The 20,519-nt window shown below is 42.7% G+C and carries 19 protein-coding genes; 18 read left to right on the forward strand and 1 reads right to left on the reverse strand.

Annotated elements, in window-relative coordinates; genetic code table 11:
- Positions 1-36 precede the first annotated feature (36 nt).
- Positions 37-990, forward strand: coding sequence for a ribose-phosphate diphosphokinase (locus tag H9647_RS22805; protein WP_160036678.1), 954 nt, complete (start codon positions 37-39; stop codon positions 988-990).
- A gap of 87 nt (positions 991-1,077) precedes the next feature.
- On the opposite strand, the gene H9647_RS22810 is transcribed toward H9647_RS22805, so the two are convergent.
- Positions 1,078-1,278, reverse strand: a complete 201-nt coding sequence (locus H9647_RS22810; RefSeq protein WP_191804389.1) for a hypothetical protein — start codon at positions 1,276-1,278, stop codon at positions 1,078-1,080.
- Between the two features lie 163 nt (positions 1,279-1,441).
- Here H9647_RS22810 and pth point away from each other — a divergent pair, with 163 nt between their 5' ends.
- The 17 genes from pth (at position 1,442) to tilS (ending at position 20,484) form a co-directional block, all read left to right on the forward strand.
- A complete protein-coding gene (gene pth, locus H9647_RS22815; RefSeq protein ID WP_191804391.1) occupies positions 1,442-2,002 on the forward strand; it encodes an aminoacyl-tRNA hydrolase in 561 nt (186 codons plus the stop codon).
- An 85-nt stretch (positions 2,003-2,087) separates the two neighbouring features.
- Entirely contained in the window at positions 2,088-2,318 is a 231-nt protein-coding gene (locus H9647_RS22820) for an anti-sigma-F factor Fin (RefSeq protein WP_191804393.1), read from the forward strand.
- Positions 2,319-2,576: 258 nt separating this feature from the next.
- On the forward strand, positions 2,577-6,101 hold the full coding sequence (gene mfd, locus H9647_RS22825; RefSeq protein WP_191804395.1) for a transcription-repair coupling factor: 3,525 nt from the start codon (positions 2,577-2,579) through the stop codon (positions 6,099-6,101).
- Positions 6,088-7,227, forward strand: coding sequence for a peptidylprolyl isomerase (locus H9647_RS22830; RefSeq protein WP_191804396.1), 1,140 nt, complete (start codon positions 6,088-6,090; stop codon positions 7,225-7,227). Before mfd ends, H9647_RS22830 begins: the two co-directional genes overlap by 14 nt.
- A 278-nt stretch (positions 7,228-7,505) precedes the next feature.
- Positions 7,506-8,048: a stage V sporulation protein T gene (gene spoVT / locus H9647_RS22835; protein ID WP_191804398.1), complete on the forward strand. Its 543-nt coding sequence runs from the start codon at positions 7,506-7,508 to the stop codon at positions 8,046-8,048.
- 124 nt (positions 8,049-8,172) lie between these two features.
- Positions 8,173-9,837, forward strand: a complete 1,665-nt coding sequence (locus tag H9647_RS22840) for a putative polysaccharide biosynthesis protein (RefSeq protein ID WP_191804400.1) — start codon at positions 8,173-8,175, stop codon at positions 9,835-9,837.
- Positions 9,838-9,938: 101 nt separating this feature from the next.
- Positions 9,939-11,438, forward strand: a complete 1,500-nt coding sequence (locus H9647_RS22845; RefSeq protein ID WP_191804402.1) for a bifunctional methyltransferase/pyrophosphohydrolase YabN — start codon at positions 9,939-9,941, stop codon at positions 11,436-11,438.
- 280 nt (positions 11,439-11,718) lie between these two features.
- Entirely contained in the window at positions 11,719-11,991 is a 273-nt protein-coding gene (locus tag H9647_RS22850; protein WP_160036669.1) for an HU family DNA-binding protein, read from the forward strand.
- Entirely contained in the window at positions 11,991-12,275 is a 285-nt protein-coding gene (locus H9647_RS22855) for an RNA-binding S4 domain-containing protein (RefSeq protein WP_160036668.1), read from the forward strand. Before H9647_RS22850 ends, H9647_RS22855 begins: the two co-directional genes overlap by 1 nt.
- A 134-nt stretch (positions 12,276-12,409) precedes the next feature.
- Positions 12,410-12,694, forward strand: a complete 285-nt coding sequence (gene yabP, locus H9647_RS22860) for a sporulation protein YabP (protein WP_191804404.1) — start codon at positions 12,410-12,412, stop codon at positions 12,692-12,694.
- A complete protein-coding gene (gene yabQ / locus H9647_RS22865) occupies positions 12,691-13,260 on the forward strand; it encodes a spore cortex biosynthesis protein YabQ (RefSeq protein WP_191804406.1) in 570 nt (189 codons plus the stop codon). The genes yabP and yabQ overlap by 4 nt, the downstream gene beginning before the upstream one ends.
- 61 nt (positions 13,261-13,321) lie before the next feature.
- Positions 13,322-13,666: an FtsB family cell division protein gene (locus H9647_RS22870; RefSeq protein ID WP_191804408.1), complete on the forward strand. Its 345-nt coding sequence runs from the start codon at positions 13,322-13,324 to the stop codon at positions 13,664-13,666.
- Positions 13,667-13,847: 181 nt separating this feature from the next.
- Entirely contained in the window at positions 13,848-14,378 is a 531-nt protein-coding gene (locus H9647_RS22875; protein WP_191804410.1) for a S1 domain-containing RNA-binding protein, read from the forward strand.
- A gap of 363 nt (positions 14,379-14,741) precedes the next feature.
- The gene (spoIIE, locus tag H9647_RS22880) at positions 14,742-17,249 is read left to right on the forward strand and encodes a stage II sporulation protein E (protein ID WP_191804456.1); all 2,508 of its coding nucleotides are present in this window, start codon (positions 14,742-14,744) and stop codon (positions 17,247-17,249) included.
- A gap of 95 nt (positions 17,250-17,344) precedes the next feature.
- Positions 17,345-18,097 (forward strand): vWA domain-containing protein, encoded by a 753-nt coding sequence (locus H9647_RS22885; RefSeq protein ID WP_191804413.1) that lies wholly within the window; start codon positions 17,345-17,347, stop codon positions 18,095-18,097.
- Positions 18,075-19,022: a serine/threonine protein kinase gene (locus H9647_RS22890; protein ID WP_191804458.1), complete on the forward strand. Its 948-nt coding sequence runs from the start codon at positions 18,075-18,077 to the stop codon at positions 19,020-19,022. Before H9647_RS22885 ends, H9647_RS22890 begins: the two co-directional genes overlap by 23 nt.
- Positions 19,023-19,071: 49 nt before the next feature.
- Positions 19,072-20,484 carry a tRNA lysidine(34) synthetase TilS gene (gene tilS / locus H9647_RS22895; RefSeq protein WP_191804415.1) on the forward strand — a complete coding sequence of 471 codons (1,413 nt, stop codon included), beginning with the start codon at positions 19,072-19,074 and terminating at the stop codon, positions 20,482-20,484.
- The last annotated feature ends 35 nt before the right edge of the window (positions 20,485-20,519 follow it).

Below are 20,519 nucleotides of genomic sequence, written 5' to 3' on the forward strand. Positions count from 1 at the left end.
CGATTCCAATGAACCAGCACGGAGGTTTTTTATTTTATGACTTATTTTGATTCCAAACTAAAAATATTTACTTGTAACTCAAACCCGAAACTCGCACATCAAATTGCCGACTACATCGGTATTCCAATGGGTGAGTCTCATACAACAAGTTTTAGCGATGGTGAGATTCAAGTAAAACTGTCAGAGAGTGTACGTGGCAGCCATGTGTATATTGTACAATCCACTTGCTTGCCGGTTAACGACAACTTGATGGAAATGCTTGTTATGATTGATGCTTTGAAGCGTGCTTCTGCTAAAACAATTAACGTAGTTATCCCGTATTATGGTTATGCAAGACAAGATCGTAAAGCACGCTCCAGAGATCCAATTACGGCTAAACTCGTAGCAAACTTGATTGAAAAAGCAGGAGCAACACGTGTTATTGCTATGGACTTGCATGCAATGCAGATTCAAGGATTTTTTGATATCCCTGTAGATCATATGCTTGCAGTTCCAATTATTGCACAATACTTCCGCTCGAAGCAGATTGAGAATCCGGTCGTTGTATCTCCGGACCATGGCGGCGTTGTACGCGCAAGAAAATTGGCTGACTTCCTGAATGCGCCACTTGCTATTATTGACAAACGCAGACCTGAACCAAATGTAAGTGAAGTTATGAATATCATCGGTAACATTGAAGGTAAAACAGCAATTCTGATTGATGATATTATCGATACGGCAGGTACGATCGTTCTTGGTGCGAATGCATTGATGGAAGGCGGAGCTAAAGAAGTATACGCTTGCTGTACCCATCCAGTTCTTTCTGGACCTGCAATGGAACGGTTGGAGAACTCACCGCTTAAGGAAGTAGTAGTGACGGATACCATTCCGATTACTCATCCAAATCCAACAAATAAGCTGAATGTGCTTTCTGTAGCACCGCTACTGGGCGAAGCTATTATTCGGGTTCATGAGGAATTGTCGATTAGTAAATTGTTTGAAATTGAATAGTTCTGCATAGTTAACATGAAAGAGGGGTTACACTGTCTTGGATAAGACGATGTAACCCCTGTCGGCGTATGAACTGATTTAAGTGCCTTAATACCCTGGCCTTGAAATAAATTGGTGGCAGGAACGGTTAAATAAAGCACCACCAACTTCTACAAAATGTTCATTGTAATGAGTGATGTAACCAATATCAATGTGTCTGTCTCGGTCATACACTTGTACCGGTATGGCCTGTTCCATATGGTGCTGAAACTGGGACAGCTGCGTTAAACGTTCTATATCGTGGCGCATAACCGGGTCACCCTTTCATTGGTTGCTTATTACTCGCTTCCCGCTGTATACAATTGTTTTTATTGTAAAGTGAAAAAGATCGTAAGTCCATATTAGCGGACCGAGCGATGTCTTTTTTGATATTTAGTTCGTTATTCATCTATAAAGAAAGGAGGAGCAAATCGTGAAATGGATTGTAGGACTTGGGAATCCAGGTTCTGAATATGCTAAGACAAGACATAATGTTGGGTTTATGGCGCTCGATGCCTTAGCAGACCGTCATCATATATCTATTAATCAGAGCAAGTGTAAGGCGCTTATTGGAGAGGGAATAATTCAGGGAGAAAAAGCAGTCCTGATCAAGCCCATGACCTTTATGAATCTGTCTGGAGAAACGGTCCGAGCTTATATGGATTATTATAAAGTTGCGCTGGAAGATTTAATTGTGGTCTACGATGACATGGATACAGAGGTTGGAAAAATAAGACTTAGATATCAAGGAAGTGCGGGCGGACACAATGGTATTAAATCCATCATCCAGCATACTGGGACTCAGCAGTTCAATCGAATTCGCATGGGTGTCTCAAGACCCGAACCGGGGCATGCAATAGTTGATTATGTCCTATCCAATTTTCCAAAGAAGGAAAAAGAGGCGCTGACTTCCATGATTGAAAGTACTTGTGATGCCTTAGAGTATGCAATGAAGGATACGTTTGAGAGAACGATGGCTAAATTCAATGGCTGATTTTCAATTCCACTCTGACAAATGGGCTAAACTGGCAGTCTCCTGGGAAGACTAAAGATATTAATCTTCTTCAGGAGGCATATCTATGCAAATCCATTATGTTTGTCGCCACTGCCGTTCAGCTATAGGAAGTATTGAAGCCGATCATGCGACAGAGGTCCGGTTAGGCCTGCATTTCTTGACCCCCTCAGAGCGGCAAGATATAATAGCCTATAATTCAAAAGGTGAGATGATTGTCAGTATCACCTGCAGCTATTGTACGGAAGCAATTATGGACCATCCGGAGCTTAGCCTGATTGCAAGTCCTTTGCAATAAGCTTCGTTATCTAACATAAGATTCAATGAGCTTTATGGGATGATTGGTTCCATTCCCTCTAGCCTTGGCTGTAAGTGCTGAGGCTTTTTTTTCAGTTACAGAGCAGTAAATAAGCCGCATGATCTGACTTTACCTATGGTAAGGCCAGATAAAAAGGATTATGATGAGATAACCAGTATCCAAATGTTTACATTTAAAATGCTGACTATCGTTTATAAATAGCAGATAGATTAGAAAGTGATAAGAGAGGTGCCCCTTTTGCTACAAGCACTTATTGATGCCTATTCCAAAGATTCTGATTTTGAATCGATTGCTTCCGGCGTTAAGTCGGGAATGAAGGAGCAGTTGATCTCCGGTTTGACGGGGTCGGCTCGTCAAATCATGATAGCCGCCCTACACAAGCAACTAGATCGACCAATGCTCGTCGTGACACATAATATGTTTGCGGCTCAAAAAGTGGCAGACGATTTGCAGGAAGCGCTTTCTGCCGATCAAGTCCTTTTATACCCTGCAAACGAATTAATTGCTGCTGAGGCAGCTATATCCAGTCCAGAAACCCTCGCACAGCGTATTGATGTACTCCTCAAGTGTGCAAAAGGATTTCGTGGTATTGTAGTTATTCCTTTATCAGGTGCTCGGCGCTATTTACCTTCTCCTGAGATCATTGCAAATGCCGAAATTACATTACAGCAGGGCGGAACGCTTGAGCTGGAATCCTTTCTTCGAGGTATGGTGGAGTTAGGATATGAACGTGTAGAGCGCGTAGAAACACAAGGTGAGATGAGTGTCCGTGGAGGTATCATCGACTTCTTCCCTGTGACTTCTGGGCTTGCTTACCGTGTGGAATTATTTGACGATGAGATTGATTCGATTCGTACTTTTGATCCGATAGATCAACGTTCTATAGATAAGACCGATCAGGTGGTCATTACTCCCTGCAAGGAATTAATTGCAAACGAAGCTAAAATGAAACAAGCCGCAGATCGAGCGGCCATTTTGCTTGAGGAGCAAATAGAAAAGACAACAGATCGGCAAGCGAAACTTCGACTGCGGGATGAGATTCATCGTGAAATTGAACTCCTGCGCGAGCATATGTATTTTCCGGAAATATATAAATATGTAACAGAGTTATACCCTGAGAAACAAACCATATATGACTATATGCCGCAGGATACGGTCCTGATTTTCGATGAGCCGGCAAGGCTTCTGGAGACGGGAAAACAACTTGAGCGGGATGAGTCTGAATGGAGCATGCATTTACTTCAAAATGGGAAAACGTTGCCACAGCTTACTCTTTCCCTTGATCATGAAGAAGTTTTGTATAAACGTCCATTCCAGACGTTATTTATTTCTGTTTTCCTTAGACAGGTTCCACATACATTACCTCAGAACATTCTGAACATGGTTAGCCGCAGTATGCAGGACTTCCATGGCCAGATGAATGTGCTTAAGGCGGAAATGGAACGCTGGCAAAAAGCAGGTGTACAGGTTCTTATGCTGGCAAGCAGTGAAGAGCGACTGGATCGAATGCGCCGTGTATTACAGGATTACGATATACATGAGCCGACTATGATGATTGGTAATTTACAGAGTGGTTTTGAGATGCCCTCTATTAATTTAGCAGTAATTACGGAAGGCGAGATGTTCTCCCAAAAACAGCGTAAAGTACGTAAACCTATACGTAATGTAGATAATGCAGAACGAATTAAGAGTTACAGTGAGCTTAAAGTTGGGGATTATGTTGTCCATCAGAACCACGGTATCGGTAAATATATGGGAATCGGCACATTAGAGGTAGCCGGAATTCATAAGGATTATATGCATATCCTATATGCTGGTGGTGATAAGCTGTCTGTTCCTATTGAACAGATTGACCTCATCCAGAAGTATGTGGGATCAGAAGAGAAAGAGCCGAAGATCTATAAACTCGGTGGTAATGACTGGACACGGGTTAAGAATAAAGTTCGGAGTTCCGTTCAGGATATAGCAGATGATTTAATTAAACTGTATGCAGCTCGCCAATCTTCACCTGGATATGCTTTTGAGAAAGATACAGCGGAACAGCAGGAATTTGAAGATTTATTTCCATATGACGAGACACGGGATCAGGAAAGAGCAATTGAAGAAATCAAGAAAGATATGGAACAAAGTCGACCTATGGATCGTTTACTCTGCGGGGATGTAGGATACGGCAAAACCGAAGTAGCGATTCGAGCTGCATTCAAAGCAGCAATCGAAGGGAAGCAAGTCGCAGTACTTGTTCCTACAACGATTCTTGCACAGCAACATTATGAAACATTCCGTGAGCGTTTTTCTGGATATCCATTTAACGTGAGTGTTCTGAGCCGTTTCCGTTCTCGTAAGGAGCAAAATGAAACGACGAAGGGAATCAAGGAAGGAACTATTGATATTGTAATTGGTACGCATCGTTTATTATCTCAAGATCTTGTCTTTAAAGATTTAGGACTGCTGATTGTAGATGAAGAACAACGTTTCGGGGTTACTCATAAGGAAAAACTGAAGAAGCTGAAGACGAATGTCGATGTGTTAACACTGACTGCAACGCCAATTCCTCGGACCCTTCATATGTCTATGCTCGGTGTACGTGATTTGTCGGTTATTGAAACACCTCCAGAAAATCGATTCCCCGTGCAGACCTACGTGGTGGAGCACAGTCAGACGCTAGTTCGGGAAGCAATAGAGCGGGAACTGGCAAGAGGCGGGCAAGTGTACTACCTGTATAACCGTGTTCAGGGAATTCAGGAGATGGCTGCAGAAATTTCCGATCTTGTCCCTGGGGCAAGAGTCGGTGTTGGACATGGACAAATGACAGAGTCTGAACTTGAAAAGACCATTCTTGATTTTCTGGATGGGGAGTTTGACGTGCTTGTCAGCACGAGTATTATTGAAACTGGGGTTGATATCCCGAACGTAAATACTTTGATTGTACATGATGCAGATAAGATGGGGCTTTCCCAGCTGTATCAGCTACGTGGACGAGTTGGACGTTCCAACCGAATTGCGTATGCCTATTTTACGTATCAAAGGGATAAAGTGCTGACAGAAGTAGCAGAGAAAAGGCTTCAATCCATTAAGGAATTTACGGAGCTTGGTTCCGGTTTCAAAATTGCAATGAGGGACCTAACGATACGGGGTGCTGGAAACTTGCTTGGAGCAGAGCAACACGGATTTATAGCCTCCGTCGGTTTTGACCTCTACTCACAGATGCTTGCAGAAGAGATTAATAAACGTAAAGTAACGATGCTTGGTGAGGAAGCTCCACAAGAGCCAAGCTGGACAACAGCGATTGATCTTGGGATCGATGCTTACTTGCCGTCAGATTATATCTATGATAGCATTCAAAAAATTGAGATTTATAAAAAAGTTGCTGTTCTTGCTTCCTTTGATGATACGATGGAATTGGAAGATGAACTAGTGGATCGTTTTGGTGATTTACCGGAGGCAGTTACGAACTTGCTCACTGTAGCGAGACTTAAAATTTATGGTAAAACCTACGGTATTGAGTCCATCGTACAGCGTGGCGATGACATAACTCTGAAGTTCTATGAGGGTCAAGAAAAATCTGTAAATGGTGCGAAACTTGTCCAGATTGGAAATCAGTTTGAAAGACGTGTACAATTTGAACAAGGACAAAGTATGTCTATTCATGTAAAAGGTAAAGGACTCAGCGATTTGGAGCTACTTCAATTGCTAGAGAAATTCCTTGCAGCCATGAAGGATGCTTTTAAATCAAAGGGGGAACTTCAAGATGTTGCGAAGTAATAAAAAATCCTGGAAGACGATTGCGGTAACAATGGTCGGCGTATTATCGATATCTCTTCTGGCTGCTTGTGGAAATGGCGATGATCAAAATGCAGCAAGCGATGATAACAGCGCGATTATCGTTAAATATGATGGCGGTGAAATTACAGAAAATGAATTTAACACCGAGATGAAAATTATGAAGTTCATGAGTCCTCAGTATGCACAGCTCATGGAAATGGATGAGTTCCGTGAATACCTAGTAGAGCAGCAAGTAACTTATGAGTACTTGAGTAATCAAGCTTCTGACGAATCCAAGAAAGAAGGAGAAGAAGAAGCTGATAATCAGCTTGCTCAGATGAAAACACAAGTTGGAGATGAGCAGTGGAAAGTAATGCTTGAAGAGTATGACCTCACAGAAGCAGATATTAAAAACTATATGGCTCGTGTTTTGACCATTGTGAAGGATAAATCACCAAAAGTAACGGAAGAAGAATTGAAAGCACAATATGATGCTGACCCGGAACAATTTATTACAGCTACCGTTCGTCACGTTCTGATCAGCTTCCAAGATCCTGAAACACAAGAGGATCGTGCGGAAGGTGAAGCACTGAAAATTGCAAAAGAAGCAAAAGCAAAACTGGACAAAGGGGAGGACTTCGCTACTGTAGTGAAGGAATATTCCGAAGATCCAGGTTCTGTTGAAAATGGCGGTTTGTATGAAGATACTCCTATTGTTTCTTGGGTTGAAGCTTTCAAAGAGGCAGCTAAAACTTTAGAAATCAACAAGATCAGTGATCCTGTTGAAACAGATTATGGATATCACATTATCAAAGTAGAGAAACGTACAGAACCAACATTTGAAGAATTAACACAAGAACAAAAAGATACGCTTGCTAATACCATTGTAAATACACAAATCCAAACCTTCATGGAAAAAGAGCTCGACGGAATTATGGAAGGTGAAATCAAACTTCCTGCAAATCCTGCAGCTGAAACAGAAGGAACTGATACTGAGGGAACAGGAACCGAAGGTACAGAGACAGAACCTACAGAAGGAACGGAAGGTACGGACAAAGAAACAACAGATACCGAAGGAACCGATGCAGGTACTGAAAGTACAGATACAACAACCGATAGTAAATAATCGGATCGGACAAGCAGGACAGCATAGAGTTTAATTCATTAGACGCGGGTAACCGCGTCTTTTTGTTATAACAAAACCTTCTGAGAAGTTTTTTTCTTTTTATACAGGAAAATTTTTAGCTAAGTTTATTGAACGATATTAAAAGGTCCATGTATAAGGAAATGGGAACAGATGAATACTATGGTCTAGATATCACACTAAACTAACTACCTTAATCCCTCCGTTATAAAAAGGACAGTAGTTGAAAAATCTTCTCGAGAAAGTGGGGCAACATGTAAATGAAAGCTACTGGTATCGTCCGCCGTATTGATGACCTCGGTCGTGTCGTAATTCCTAAAGAAATTCGTCGTACTTTACGAATTCGTGAAGGTGATCCACTTGAAATTTTTGTGGATCGCGATGGCGAGGTTATTCTGAAAAAGTATTCACCTATTGGTGAATTGGGTGATTTTGCAAAGGAATATGCGGAATCTTTGTTTGAAAGTACTGGACATGTAACGCTTATTACTGACCGTGATACGATTATTACGGTAGCTGGCGGATCTAAAAAAGAATACCTGGAGAAACAAATCGGAAATTTGGTTGAGCACTCCATGGATAACCGCAAAACTTTGCTTGAGAACAGCAGTGGATCTTATGAAATAGCTAAAGATCATATCGAAACTTTATCATCCTTTGTTGTAGCACCGATTATATCTGGAGGAGATCCTATCGGTTCCGTGATACTGTACAACAAGGATGAATCTACAAAAATGTCTCAACTTGAAGTGAAAATGTCTGAAACCGCAGCTGCGTTCCTTGGCAAGCAAATGGAGCAGTAAAGAACAATAAACTCCCGCCTGTAAGAGGGCAGGAGTTTTTTGCTTTTACATAAAGAGGTATAATAGGTTTCGTATTGCAAAGGAACATAGCGTCCTACCCTAAAGAAGAAGTAGGTAAGCCTATATGAAATCAATGGAAACCAGTACAAAAATGCTTCACGGAGCATTTATACTCAGCGTAGCAGCACTATTATCAAAAATGATTGGAACACTGCAGAAGATTCCACTGCAAAATATAGCGGGTGATAGTGTATTTGGTATTTATAATACGGTTTATCCTTTTTATATGATGTTCATTACATTGGCAACAGCTGGCTTCCCTATAGCGGTATCTAAACTGGTTGCTGAAGCAAACGCTAGGGGAGACCGAACCGAAGGAGAGCGGGTTCTTAAAGTAACTTCTGTGCTCCTAGCTGTACTTGGAGGACTGCTCAGCCTGCTCATGTATCAATTTGCTCCTCAGATTAGCCGTTTCATCGATAATGAAGAGGTAGTTCTCTCTATTCGTACTGCTTCTCTAGCATTTTTATTTGTGCCTGTCATGACAGGCCTTAGGGGATACTTTCAGGGCCTGCAGGATATGTTGCCTACGGCTGTTTCTCAAATTACAGAACAGACGGTCCGTGTGACCGTCATGCTTGTATTGTTATTTATACTGATTGATCGAGATGCAGCAGCAGAAACGATTGCAGCAGGGGCTATGTTAGGATCTGCCGCGGGTGGAGCCGCCGCACTGCTCTTAATGTGGTTTTTCTGGTTAAGAAGGGGAAAGAGGCGAGCTGTTCATGCTGAACAGCTACGTCTTGAAGAAAATGTACTTATTAGTGAGAAGGGCCTGAAGTCTGAGCGAAAGTCTACATCTACTCTTCTGATTAGTGTGCTTCGTTATGCTATTCCCGTTGCACTTGGTTCGGTTGTCGTCCCATTGATGAATATGGTTGATACTTTCACTGTTCCGCGCCTGCTAAAGCAGGAAGGGATGGCTGATATAGAAACGATGAGACTTTTCGGGATCTATAATCGAGGGATTCCTCTTGTACAGCTAGTGACCATGCTAGCAACGACTTTGTCCGTGTTATTCATTCCTGCTATTGCTGAGGCGAAGGTACGAAATGATCAAAAGACAATCCATAGGCAAAGCAGCCTTGCCCTCAAGTGGTTTTGGCTCATTGGTCTGGCTGCTGCTGCAGGTATGGCAGTGCTAGCTGGACCCATCAACCAGATGCTTTATATCACGACCGAAGGGACAATTACGATGCGTATCTTGGCACTCACTGCGGCCGGAAGCGCGGTCAGCGTCATTGCTGCAGCCTTACTTCAGGGGTATGGTGCAGTTAAAGCACCGGCCCTTATTATGCTGACTGCCGCGGTTGTCAAAACACTGCTAAATGAGCTGCTATTGCCGTATTTCGGTATCAACGGAGCAGCATGGTCCTCGGCAGCAGCTTATGCACTGGCTGCTTTGTTGAACGTATTGCTGCTCGCTCGCATGCTGAGGTTACGTGTATCCTTAGCTGCTGGCTTACTAAAACCATTCCTCATTATCGCTGCTATGTCGCTGACGGCAGCAGGGATGGCATGGGGTACTGAAGTTATAATTGGTGCTTTTGAAATTGGTTTAGGCAACCGAATTACTGCACTTGTGCAAAGTCTACTCGGTATTACTGCGGGCGTAATTGTATTCATGATTGGTACAATCCGCATGAAGTTGATAACAGAAGAAGAAATCGCTATGCTTCCCAAGGGAGAGAAGCTGTTGAAGCTGCTTCACAAATTAAGATTAATATAAGCGTGGGCAATGAGTGCTCTGTTTTTTTGGCATAATGTAAAAGCATGATATAGTTACAGTTAACAAGGTTTATTTAAAAGGCATTTATTTGGAGGGGTAACATGAGCGCAGCAATCACAGTTGTTGGTCTAGGTTCTGGCGGGGAAGATCAGCTGACTTTAGGCATTTTGAAAAGGTTACAAAAAGCGAGTACGATCTATGTTCGAACGCTTGATCATCCGGTATGCAAAGATTTAGAAAATCTTCATTTATCTTTGACTTCGTTCGATAATATATATGAAGCAAAAGATTCTTTCCCAGAAGTATATGATAGTATTGCAAACGAGCTTATTCAGCTTGCTAAGCAAGGCGCTGCAGGTGAAGAGATCGTGTATGCTGTACCCGGACATCCTATGGTAGCAGAGGCAACGGTAGGACTGCTAAAAGAGCGCTGCTTAGAACAAGGGATCGATCTCACTATACTCGGAGGAGAAAGCTTCCTGGATGAGGCATTTATAAGACTAGGATTTGATCCTATCGAAGGATTCCAATTGCTTGATGCGGGTATGATTGATAGCTCGATGCTCCAGCCTAAACTACATACGTTAATTGGACAGGTATATGATGTATTCACTGCATCTGACGTTAAACTTAGTTTGATGGAGGTGTATCCAGATGACACGAAAGTTATTGTTGGACACGCACTCGGTATTGAAGGACAGGAAGTTATTCAGGAAGTCGAGCTATATGAGCTGGATCGCGTAGAAGGATACGGCAATTTATCACTTATTTATGTACCAAAGAGTGACAATGAGCAGCTCACCAGACGTACGTTTGGCCGTCTTCATGAAATTGTAGAAATTTTGCGAAGTCCGGAAGGATGTCCTTGGGACCGTGAACAGACTCATGCTTCCATCCGCAAGAATCTGATTGAGGAAACTTATGAAGTCTTGGAGACGATCGATGATGATGATCCTGATCATATGAAAGAAGAACTTGGCGACTTGCTACTTCAAATTATGCTGCACGCTCAGATGGAAGAAGAGCTGGGTACATTTGACGTCTATGACGTCATTCAAGGTCTGAATGACAAGCTCATCTTTAGACACCCGCATGTTTTCGGAGACAACAAGGCAGAAGATGCTGGAGAAGCGCTAGCTAACTGGGAAGCGATGAAAGCAGAAGAGAAGAAGCTCAAAGGACAAGCGAACGAGGGAACTTCTATACTTGATGGTGTTCCTAGAGATCTTCCAGCGTTAATGAAAGCTTACAAACTTCAAAAGAAAGCATCGAAGGTCGGTTTTGACTGGGATCAAGTAGAAGATGTGTTTGTTAAGGTTGAGGAAGAACTCGGTGAGCTAAAAGAGGCAATTAAGTTGAATTATGCCGCAGAAGAACAGATGCTGGAGCTCGGTGATGTATTGTTCGCCACTGCTAACATTTCTAGATTTATTGGGGTCGATCCAGAGGAAGCACTTGCTGCTACAAACCGTAAATTCACCCGTAGATTCAAGTACATTGAAGCTCGTCTTGCTGAACAAGGGAAAACCGTTGAAGACAGCACACTTGAAGAGATGGAAGCTTGCTGGCAGGAAGCGAAGCAGGCACTCAAAGATTACTAACATTAGAAATGGGATTGAAAGTCATAAATAGCGGGTATTTGAGTAGTAGGAGAACTACTGCCGCGATTAGCTGGGCTTGGTTTGACAACGACACCTAAAATGTCGTATTCTTTACCAAACTTGAAACCACTGCGTGTCTCACATTAAAAAAAGAGGCATTGTGGCAGGATTTTCAAAGACTAAGCAAGAATAGAAGTGTAGTAACAGCACGTGATACTAAGAAGCGTTTTTACGCAGGAAGTGCACGTCGTATTTTCTTTAATTTGGGAGGCCTTTAACAATGAATAAAACAGATTTGGTAAACAATATTTCAGAAAAAAGTGGACTTACAAAAAAAGATGTAGAAGCAGTTCTTAATGGTTTCCTTGGTGAAATTACAGATGCCCTTGCAAATGGCGACAAAGTACAACTCATTGGCTTTGGCACTTTCGAAACTCGCAGACGTTCCGGACGTACAGGACGTAACCCACAAACAGGAAACACAATTGAAATTCCAGAATCTAATGTTCCTGCATTTAAGGCAGGAAATAAACTTAAAGAAGCTGTAAAATAATGAGAGTAGATAAATTCCTTAAAGTTTCGAGACTGATTAAACGCCGTACGGTGGCTAAGGATGTCTCCGAACAGGGGAGAGTCCTGATCAATGGACGAGAGGCAAAGCCAAGTAGTGCTGTCAAAGTCGGTGATGAAATTACCGTACAATTCGGACAGAAGCTTGTAACCGTTCGGGTGGAACGTTTGGCAGAAAGCACGCGTAAAGAAGAGGCTTCCAGTCTGTTCACCGTGGTGAAAGAAGAGCCTATTGCCAGAGATAACGGGTTGGACTTTTTAAGTTAACCTTTGTTTTACAGTAACAAGCGTGCTAATCCTGATTATGAGGGAGAAGCACGCTTTTTTTATTTCCTTCTGCCACTGTTCTAATCCTTCTTAACCTCCCATAAGCTAGGTGTAAGAAGGGAGGGGTACATGCCATGATAGACCATGTGAAACCGAAACAGCACAGTTTAACCATGCAGAACCGGAAGCAACTTGATATTACAGGTGTTTTGAATGTGGAGAGCTTCGATAATGAGGAATTCTTACTCAAGACAGAGCTCGGTCACCTAACCATTAGAGGGCAAAATTTACATATTAAAAACCTCAGTCTCGAAGAGGGACTCTTATCGATTGAAGGTCATGTAAGTTTCCTTGCCTATTTAGATCCCGGTTCAAGTTCCAAATCCGGAAAAGGAATTCTCGGCAAGTTGTTCAAATGAATCCGGAAATTCAGTGGATCACATTAGGATGGATGCTCTTCTCCGGAGCGGCACTGGGAATGGTCTATGACAGTTACCGGGTCCTGTCTCTCTCGTTCCGGTTTCCGAGATGGAGTATCCATACAATCGATTTGGTATATTGGATCGCAGCAGCTGTGTTTGTATTTAACATGCTGTATGCCAGTAACCATGGAGAGTTACGATTTTATGTCTTTTTGGGGCTTTTTTTAGGGGTTTGGGTCTATTTTTTGGTTTTAAGTGTTTTGACTCAAAAATTTGTGGTAATGTTAATTGGAATTATAAAGAAGTTCTGTTATATACTTTACCGTGCGCTTTACGTCATCTTAGTCATTCCTATAAAGGGTATACTTCGGCTATTACGGATTTTGTTTGGTTTTTTTATGGCGCTTCTCCTTTTTCTGATCAGAATGGTTTATTACATAATTAGACCGTTTCTTAAACTTCTTTATTTGCCGATAAGACCCTTGATCAGTAAATGGCAGACTCCAAGCTGGATGGCACGTATGTTCAATCGGGTTAAAGAATGGTGGAACTACTGGTTCTGATCTTATTCACAAAACGAGCTGGTTAGCTCAAATTCCTACCTATCATGAAGGAGGTACGCGTATGAAATCATCGTCTGGGCGCATTGTTCATAATTCAAAACAAGCTGGACCTCAGAAAACCAAAGTAACAGGAGCTCGGAGGCGAATCATGCTATGGCTTGCCTTTATGATCTGTTTCACAGGATGGGCAGGATACACATTCTTTAATCAGTCTACTCAAATGGCGGACAAGAGTGCCAAGCTGCAAGAGATAAAGGCGACACAGATCGAAACAGATCAAGCGCTTGAAGAGCTGAAGCAGGAAGTAAGCCGACTTCAAGATCCTGAATATATTGGGCAAATTGCACGAAAAAAATATGGAATGTATTTACCTGGGGAGACACCAATCTACCCAGTTGATGAATAATATAGCAATAGAACTTGAATTCTGTTTTCTATCTGGAATTATGTTCAAATTTAACCGAAATTAGGAGTGTTAACAGGCGTTCGTTCGGTTGACCTTGGTTTAATCCATAAGGTATAATTAATTTACCGCAACAGATTTAAAAATCGGGTTGTATATTTTTAAGGGAGGATCATTTTATTCTATGGCAATTGAAGTGGGCACCAAATTAGAGGGCAAAGTGACAGGCATCACGCATTTCGGAGCATTTGTGGATCTGTCTGGAGGTGTCACGGGTCTCGTTCACATCTCGGAAATCGCTGACAATTATGTCAAAGACGTCAACGATCATTTGAAAGTTAATGATACGGTAACTGTTAAGGTTATCAATGTTGACAAGGACGGAAAAATTGGACTTTCAATTAAGCAGGCGGTTGACCGTCCAGCGGGTGAAGTACAACAGCAGGCTCGTCCACCAAGAACACCAAGACCGGAACGTACCGGAGGAGATAGAGAACGATTTAGCGGCGGCACTGGTAGCAGTGGCGGCGGTAGCTATAACAATCGTGAACGGGGAGGGCGTCCTTATAAACCTTCTGCCGGCAAGCCTTCGTTTGGCAAGCCTTCATTTGAGGATAAAGTGTCACGCTTTCTAAAAGACAGTGAAGAGCGGATTTCGTCGTTGAAGAAGAACACCGAAGGTAAACGCGGAGGTCGCGGCGCAAAACGCGTGTAAGTCACCAACCTGATCTTGCATATATAAGTACTTGAATAGAGAGAACCGCAGACTTTAGAGTCTGCGGTTTTTTTTGTCGCATCTGAAGAATCGTCCGACATCTTTCAAGCTAGTTCCAGTATTCTCATTCCATATCGCTAGAATTTTATGATTAAGAAAGGGATGCCTTGGCAAGTGCTGAAATTGTCATAACTCTCTATAAGCCTATATGGGCTGTCCTTTTTATTCATAATTCTGTTATTTCGCAGACCCCCTATTTTTGTCGGAAATTTCTTTTTGTGACATCTTAGTTTCTGACAAACTTTCACAGAACAAGCTGACTATAATGGGAAACATCAAATCAAACGTTGGGGAGCGAAGCGAATCATGGACAAATGGAATGTGATACCTTTTCCGGGAATCAAGGCAGGAAAACGGGGAAAAGAGCTGCGTGCCGATGTAAGCATGAGAATGAAGACGTGGATAGGATCCTTGCGAGCCGTACAAGTCATATCCGAGAAGAAATGGATGATACTGCTGACGGTGATGGGTTTTTTGCTAGGAAAGGCTATGATATTAGACGAACTTTCTCCTTTTGCCATAGCCTATTTTGCCGTTATTTTATTCTTGAGAAGGGATTTCTTAATTCCCGTGGGAGCCGCAATTCTCGCCGGCAGTTTCTTCTCGCCTTATCCAACATTCTTCATAATCGCTGCCGAACTAGGTATCTTCTATCTGCTGTACAAAGGACTATCCTCTTTTGGAAAAACCGAATTATCTTATGCGCCTGTCATGGTTTTTACCTCGGCTTTCATGGTGAATTTGTTTACCGTCCTGATCGGACCCTCATTCACATGGTACGCGGTCCTAATGATGACCATCGACGCGGTGCTGAGTTTTGTACTCACCATGGTGTTCATACAGGCGATACCGATCTTTACTTATCGGAAAAAGAATGTAAACCTCCGCAGCGAGGAGATCCTGTGTCTTATTATTTTACTGGCATCCGTCATGACAGGAGCCGTTGGCTTTACGGTTTATCATTTATCAGCTGAAAATGTACTATCGAGATATCTATTGCTTCTCTTCGCCATTGTAGGCGGGGCACCGCTTGGCGCGTCAGTAGGTGTAATTACGGGACTGATCTTAAGTCTTGCGAATATGTCAGCCATCTATCAGATGAGCTTGCTTGCTTTTGCAGGGATGCTGGCCGGAATGATGAAGGAAGGAAAAAAACTGGGTGTATCTCTGGGGATGCTACTTGGATCATCCATCTTAGCCATCTATTTAGGTGGAACAGGAGATGTAATCACATCGACCTATGAGAGCTGTGCTGCAATTCTTCTCTTTTTGTTGACACCTAAAAGCATGTTACACGTTATTTCTAAATATGTACCTGGGACGCAAGATCATAGCTATTCTCAGCATGAATACGCCAAACGGATCAGGGACTTAACTGCTGAGCGGGTAAACCGCTTTTCACAAGTGTTTAAGCAGCTATCTAAGAGTTTTGATCAGATGTCAGGGGTTAATGAGATGGGACAAGGACAGCAGGATATGGAACATTTCATGAATGCAGTCGCGGAAGGAACCTGTACATCTTGTTTCAAACAAGAGCAGTGCTGGGATGGCAAGTTCTATCAGACCTATAAGTATATGACAGAAATGATGACTTCAATTGAAGAAAATCCAGATTTTCAGGCGAAGGACATTCCAGCATCCTGGACAAAAAGTTGTGCGAAGACGGGGGCTGTACTTGATGTGATGAAGCGTCAGTACGGGCTATACCAAGATAATATGCAATGGAAACGCCAAATATACGACAGTAGAATGTTAGTAGCAGAACAATTATCCGGTGTGTCTCAGGTAATGGAGGACCTGGCACGGGAAATACAGCGGGAAACAAAGGTAATGCACAAGCAAGAGGAACAGATTAGATCAGCGTTGGAGCAGCTTGGTCTGTCCATCCATAGCATCGACATTATTAACCTGGACGCAGGTAAAGTCGAGATTGAGATTGTACATGCCTATACGAAAGGGTTTGATGAATGCCGAAAAATTATTGCCCCGCTTTTATCTGATATTATCGGTGAGCATATTGCGGTTGTAGAAGAAACGATGACTCTTCCGAAGCAGGGGCTTGCCACTGTAACTTTCGGATCAGCCAAGACATATGAAGTCACAACAGGCGTAGCTGGAGCAGCCAAGGGTGGAGGCCTTCTTTCGGGCGATAGCTTCAGTACAGTTGAACTTGGCAATGGTACCTTTGTGGTCGCACTCAGTGATGGTATGGGGAATGGAGAACGAGCAAGGCTTGAGAGTAGTACCGCTTTAGGTATCTTAGAACAGCTGCTACAATCGGGGATGGATGCGAAACTTGCTATCAAATCAGTTAATTCTATATTGATGCTTCGATCTACAGAAGAATTTTTTGCAACTGTGGATATGGCGTTGATTGATCAATATTCAGCGCAGACCACCTTTATGAAGATTGGATCTACTCCCAGCTTTATTAAAAGAGGAGAAGAGGTAATTCCGATATCTGCAAGCAATCTTCCCGTTGGCATTATTAAAGATATTGAAGTTGATCTAGTCACTACACAGCTGCTCCCAGGTGATATTGTCATTATGATGACAGACGGTATATATGATGCACCAGGGTACGCCGTGAATAAAGAAATGTGGATGAAACGAATGATTCAGGAGATGGATAGTGAAGATCCGCAAGAAATTGCCGATATCTTATTAGAGCGAGTCATTCGTTATCAGCAAAATAAGATTCATGATGACATGACGGTTGTCGTGGGCAAAGTGGATCATTTTAGCCCTGAATGGGCCACACTGCGTATCCCGGGTATTGATCGGATGGAGCGGCCTAGGACAGTCAGCTGACGGTGAATATTTATTATAGAAGTAAAGTCCTCGTTTGAACCTGATCCATTATGGAAATAATAGGGATAAGTTCGAAGCCAAAGGGGATGAGAAAGATGAAACAAATTTTACTCATAACAGACGGATGCTCTAACGTTGGGTCAAATCCAGTACTTGCTGCTGCAAATGCCTTGGAGGAAGGCATTACGGTGAATGTAGTGGGCGTGGTGGATTATGGAACTATTGGTGACCTTGGGGGACAAGAGATTGAAGCGATTGCCAAAGCAGGAGGTGGAATAAGCCGGATTGTAGGTACACCTGTATTAGCAAAAACCATGCAGATGATGACGCGAAAAACGGTGGTTCAGACCATAGAACTAGCGGTTAATAAAGAGCTTAAACAAATTCTGGGCAAAAGTGCGGGTGGTATTGCTGAACTCCCTTTGCATCAGCGCGCAGAGGTGGTTCAAGTGCTGGATCATTTGACAGAAACAACACCGCTTCAAGTAGCTTTACTTATTGATGCAAGTGCTAGTATGAAGCCAAAACTGGCTGCTGTAGAAGAAGGAATTCGAGATTTGATGCTGAGCCTTCAAGCGCGTGAAGGAAGAAGTCAGATTTCTGTATTTCATTTTCCCGGGAGACAAGGCAGTGAAAATGCGGTCCTTGATATCAACTGGACAAGCGACATGGACGAACTTCGATCCGTTTTTACTAAGCTGGATATGAGAGGTGCAACACCTACTGGACCCGCAATATTAAAGGTGATTGATTATTATCGTTATGGTACACTAAACGAGAATGACCTGCATTATCGCGATTACGGAGCAAAAGAAGGGATGCATGGTGACTATGCCGCTGGATCCTGATCTTACTCCTGGAACTGTAGTTACCGGCAAATGGAAGAATAATAAATATATTATTCAGAGAGTGCTGGGTAAGGGAGCAAATGGGATCGTTTATTTGGTTCAGCGTGAACCGGGTGGAGGCCGGTATGCGCTCAAGATGGGTTTTAATCCGCTTGATTTGCAGTCGGAGATTAATGTTCTTACTTCATTAGCGAAGAAGGATCACCTTGCAGGTGGGAACGGATTCTCTTCCTATTTAAAAGAAGTGGATAATTACCAAGCTGGCGATAGTGAGATTTCTTTTTATGTCATGACCTATGTCAGAGGTGAGCCGCTTCATTTATTTATCCGTAAAAATGGACCAGACTGGACGATGCTTGTCGGGCTTAGGCTTTTAAAAAAGCTCGCTGAGCTGCACCGGTTAGGATATATATTCTGTGATTTGAAGCCACAAAATGTACTTGTTTCTTCGTATGGTGAGGTGGAACTCATTGATTATGGAGGAGCGAGTCCTGTAGGACGCAGCGTAAAGCAGTTCACAGAATGGTATGATAGAGGGTACTGGAATGCAGGCAGCCGTGTCGCAGATCAGAAATATGATGTGTTTTCCTTTGCTCTTCTTCTAATTCATCTTCTGGAGGGAGAAGAACTGAGAAGAATCACAGGGGACAGTCTTCCTCAACTAAGAGGAATACCCTTACTTTTAACTGTCATTCAAAAGAGCGAACGGCTAGCGCCTTATAGAAGTTGGCTTCAAAAAGCAATACAGGGTTATTATGACGATGCAGAGGATGCTTTTTACTCGTGGAAAAAGCATGTTTACAGATTAAAGAGCGGACCTAAGAACGCTTCATCAGAATCAACCCCAACCCCAGGATGGTTAATTCCATCTTTTGCGTTATCAGCTCTAATTATGGCTGGGGCAGTAATGCTGATGCTTCGCTAAAATTAGAGGTTACATACCTGAAATATCTGAGTTAGAAAAGAGGAACATCATGGAAGGACCGAAACTTGAACCTACGGTAATGCAGATTGCTGCTACAGCAGAGGAGTATCATTTGTGGAAACCGGGTCACCGGATTGTAGTCGCAGTATCCGGTGGGGCGGATTCTGTGGCTCTTTTACATATTCTACATCAAATATCTCTCTATCGTACACCGCTCACACTGATCTGTGCCCATGTACATCATGGGTTTCGCGCAGAGTCGGATGCTGAAGCTGAGCTGGTACAAAAATACGCCGAATCGCTGAACATTCCTTTTGAAATGGTTCATCTAAATATGCCGAAGTATTTAGAGGAGACTGGGCGGAATTCACAGGATGCGGCTCGTGAAAGAAGGTATGCTTTTCTTCACGAAGTTGCAGTGAAATACAAGGCTAACAGCATTGCTCTGGCACATCATGCCGACGATCAGGCTGAGACGGTTATGCTACATATGCTGCGCGGAAGTGGTGCTTCGGGACTTTCGGGTATGAAAATCAAACGAACTGAAAAAAACGTGGAACTTATTAGGCCATGTTTACGTATTACCAAGACGGACTTGGAAAAGCTCTGTGAAAAAGAAGGGCTTCCTTATCTTATTGATAGTAGTAATATGAATCGTAAGTATCTTAGAAATGCGATCCGACTGGATGTGCTTCCTTTTTTGGGGCAATATAATGGGCAGTTAAAGGAATCACTTTATCGGATGGCCGAAGTTATAAGCACAGAAGATGACTATATGGAAGCTGTAGCAGAGCAAACCTTTGCTGATATGGTTTTGAAGTCAGGTGATCGACTAACCTTTTCTGTGCCTGCGTTTAAGGGGCTACATGTCGCTTTACAACGAAGGCTCATTAAATTAATATTAAATTATCTGCCTTCAAACGATGATTTTGCTACTTTTTCAAGAATTGAATCCATACGTAAGGGAGTGGTTCAGACCGAACCAACGACATGGATTCTTGATATAGGTCAAGGGATCGTTTGTATGCGGGAATATAACAGTATCATTTTTACTGCCCGGAAGTCTGTATCTGAGCATTACAGTTATCAGTTGCATTCTCCAGAGGGAGATACGTTTCTCTTTCTTGAAGAGATTGAAAGAACCATCCACTTGGTTCATTTAAAGGGGATGCGTAAGCCGATATCTGCTAATGAAGCACAGTTTGATTTAAGCAAACTTCATTGGCCGCTTACCGTAAGAGCGCGATTGCCTGGAGATACCATGAAAGTGATGGGATTAAACGGAAGTAAAAAGGTGAAAGATATTTTTATCGACGCCAAAATTCCGCCGTCACTGCGTTCTCGTATTCCCTTAGTGTGTGATGTTGAAGGAAACATCATCTGGATTCCGGGCGTAAGACGCTCCATTCATGCTCCCGTAACCGATCAATCTGCACAGGTCATTCAAATGTGGATCGAGTAGCTATTAACGCGCAGGTAGTTGACAGTAATGGTGCA

The sequence above is a fragment of the Paenibacillus gallinarum genome (assembly GCF_014836635.1).
GTDB classification, from domain to species: domain Bacteria; phylum Bacillota; class Bacilli; order Paenibacillales; family Paenibacillaceae; genus Paenibacillus; species Paenibacillus gallinarum.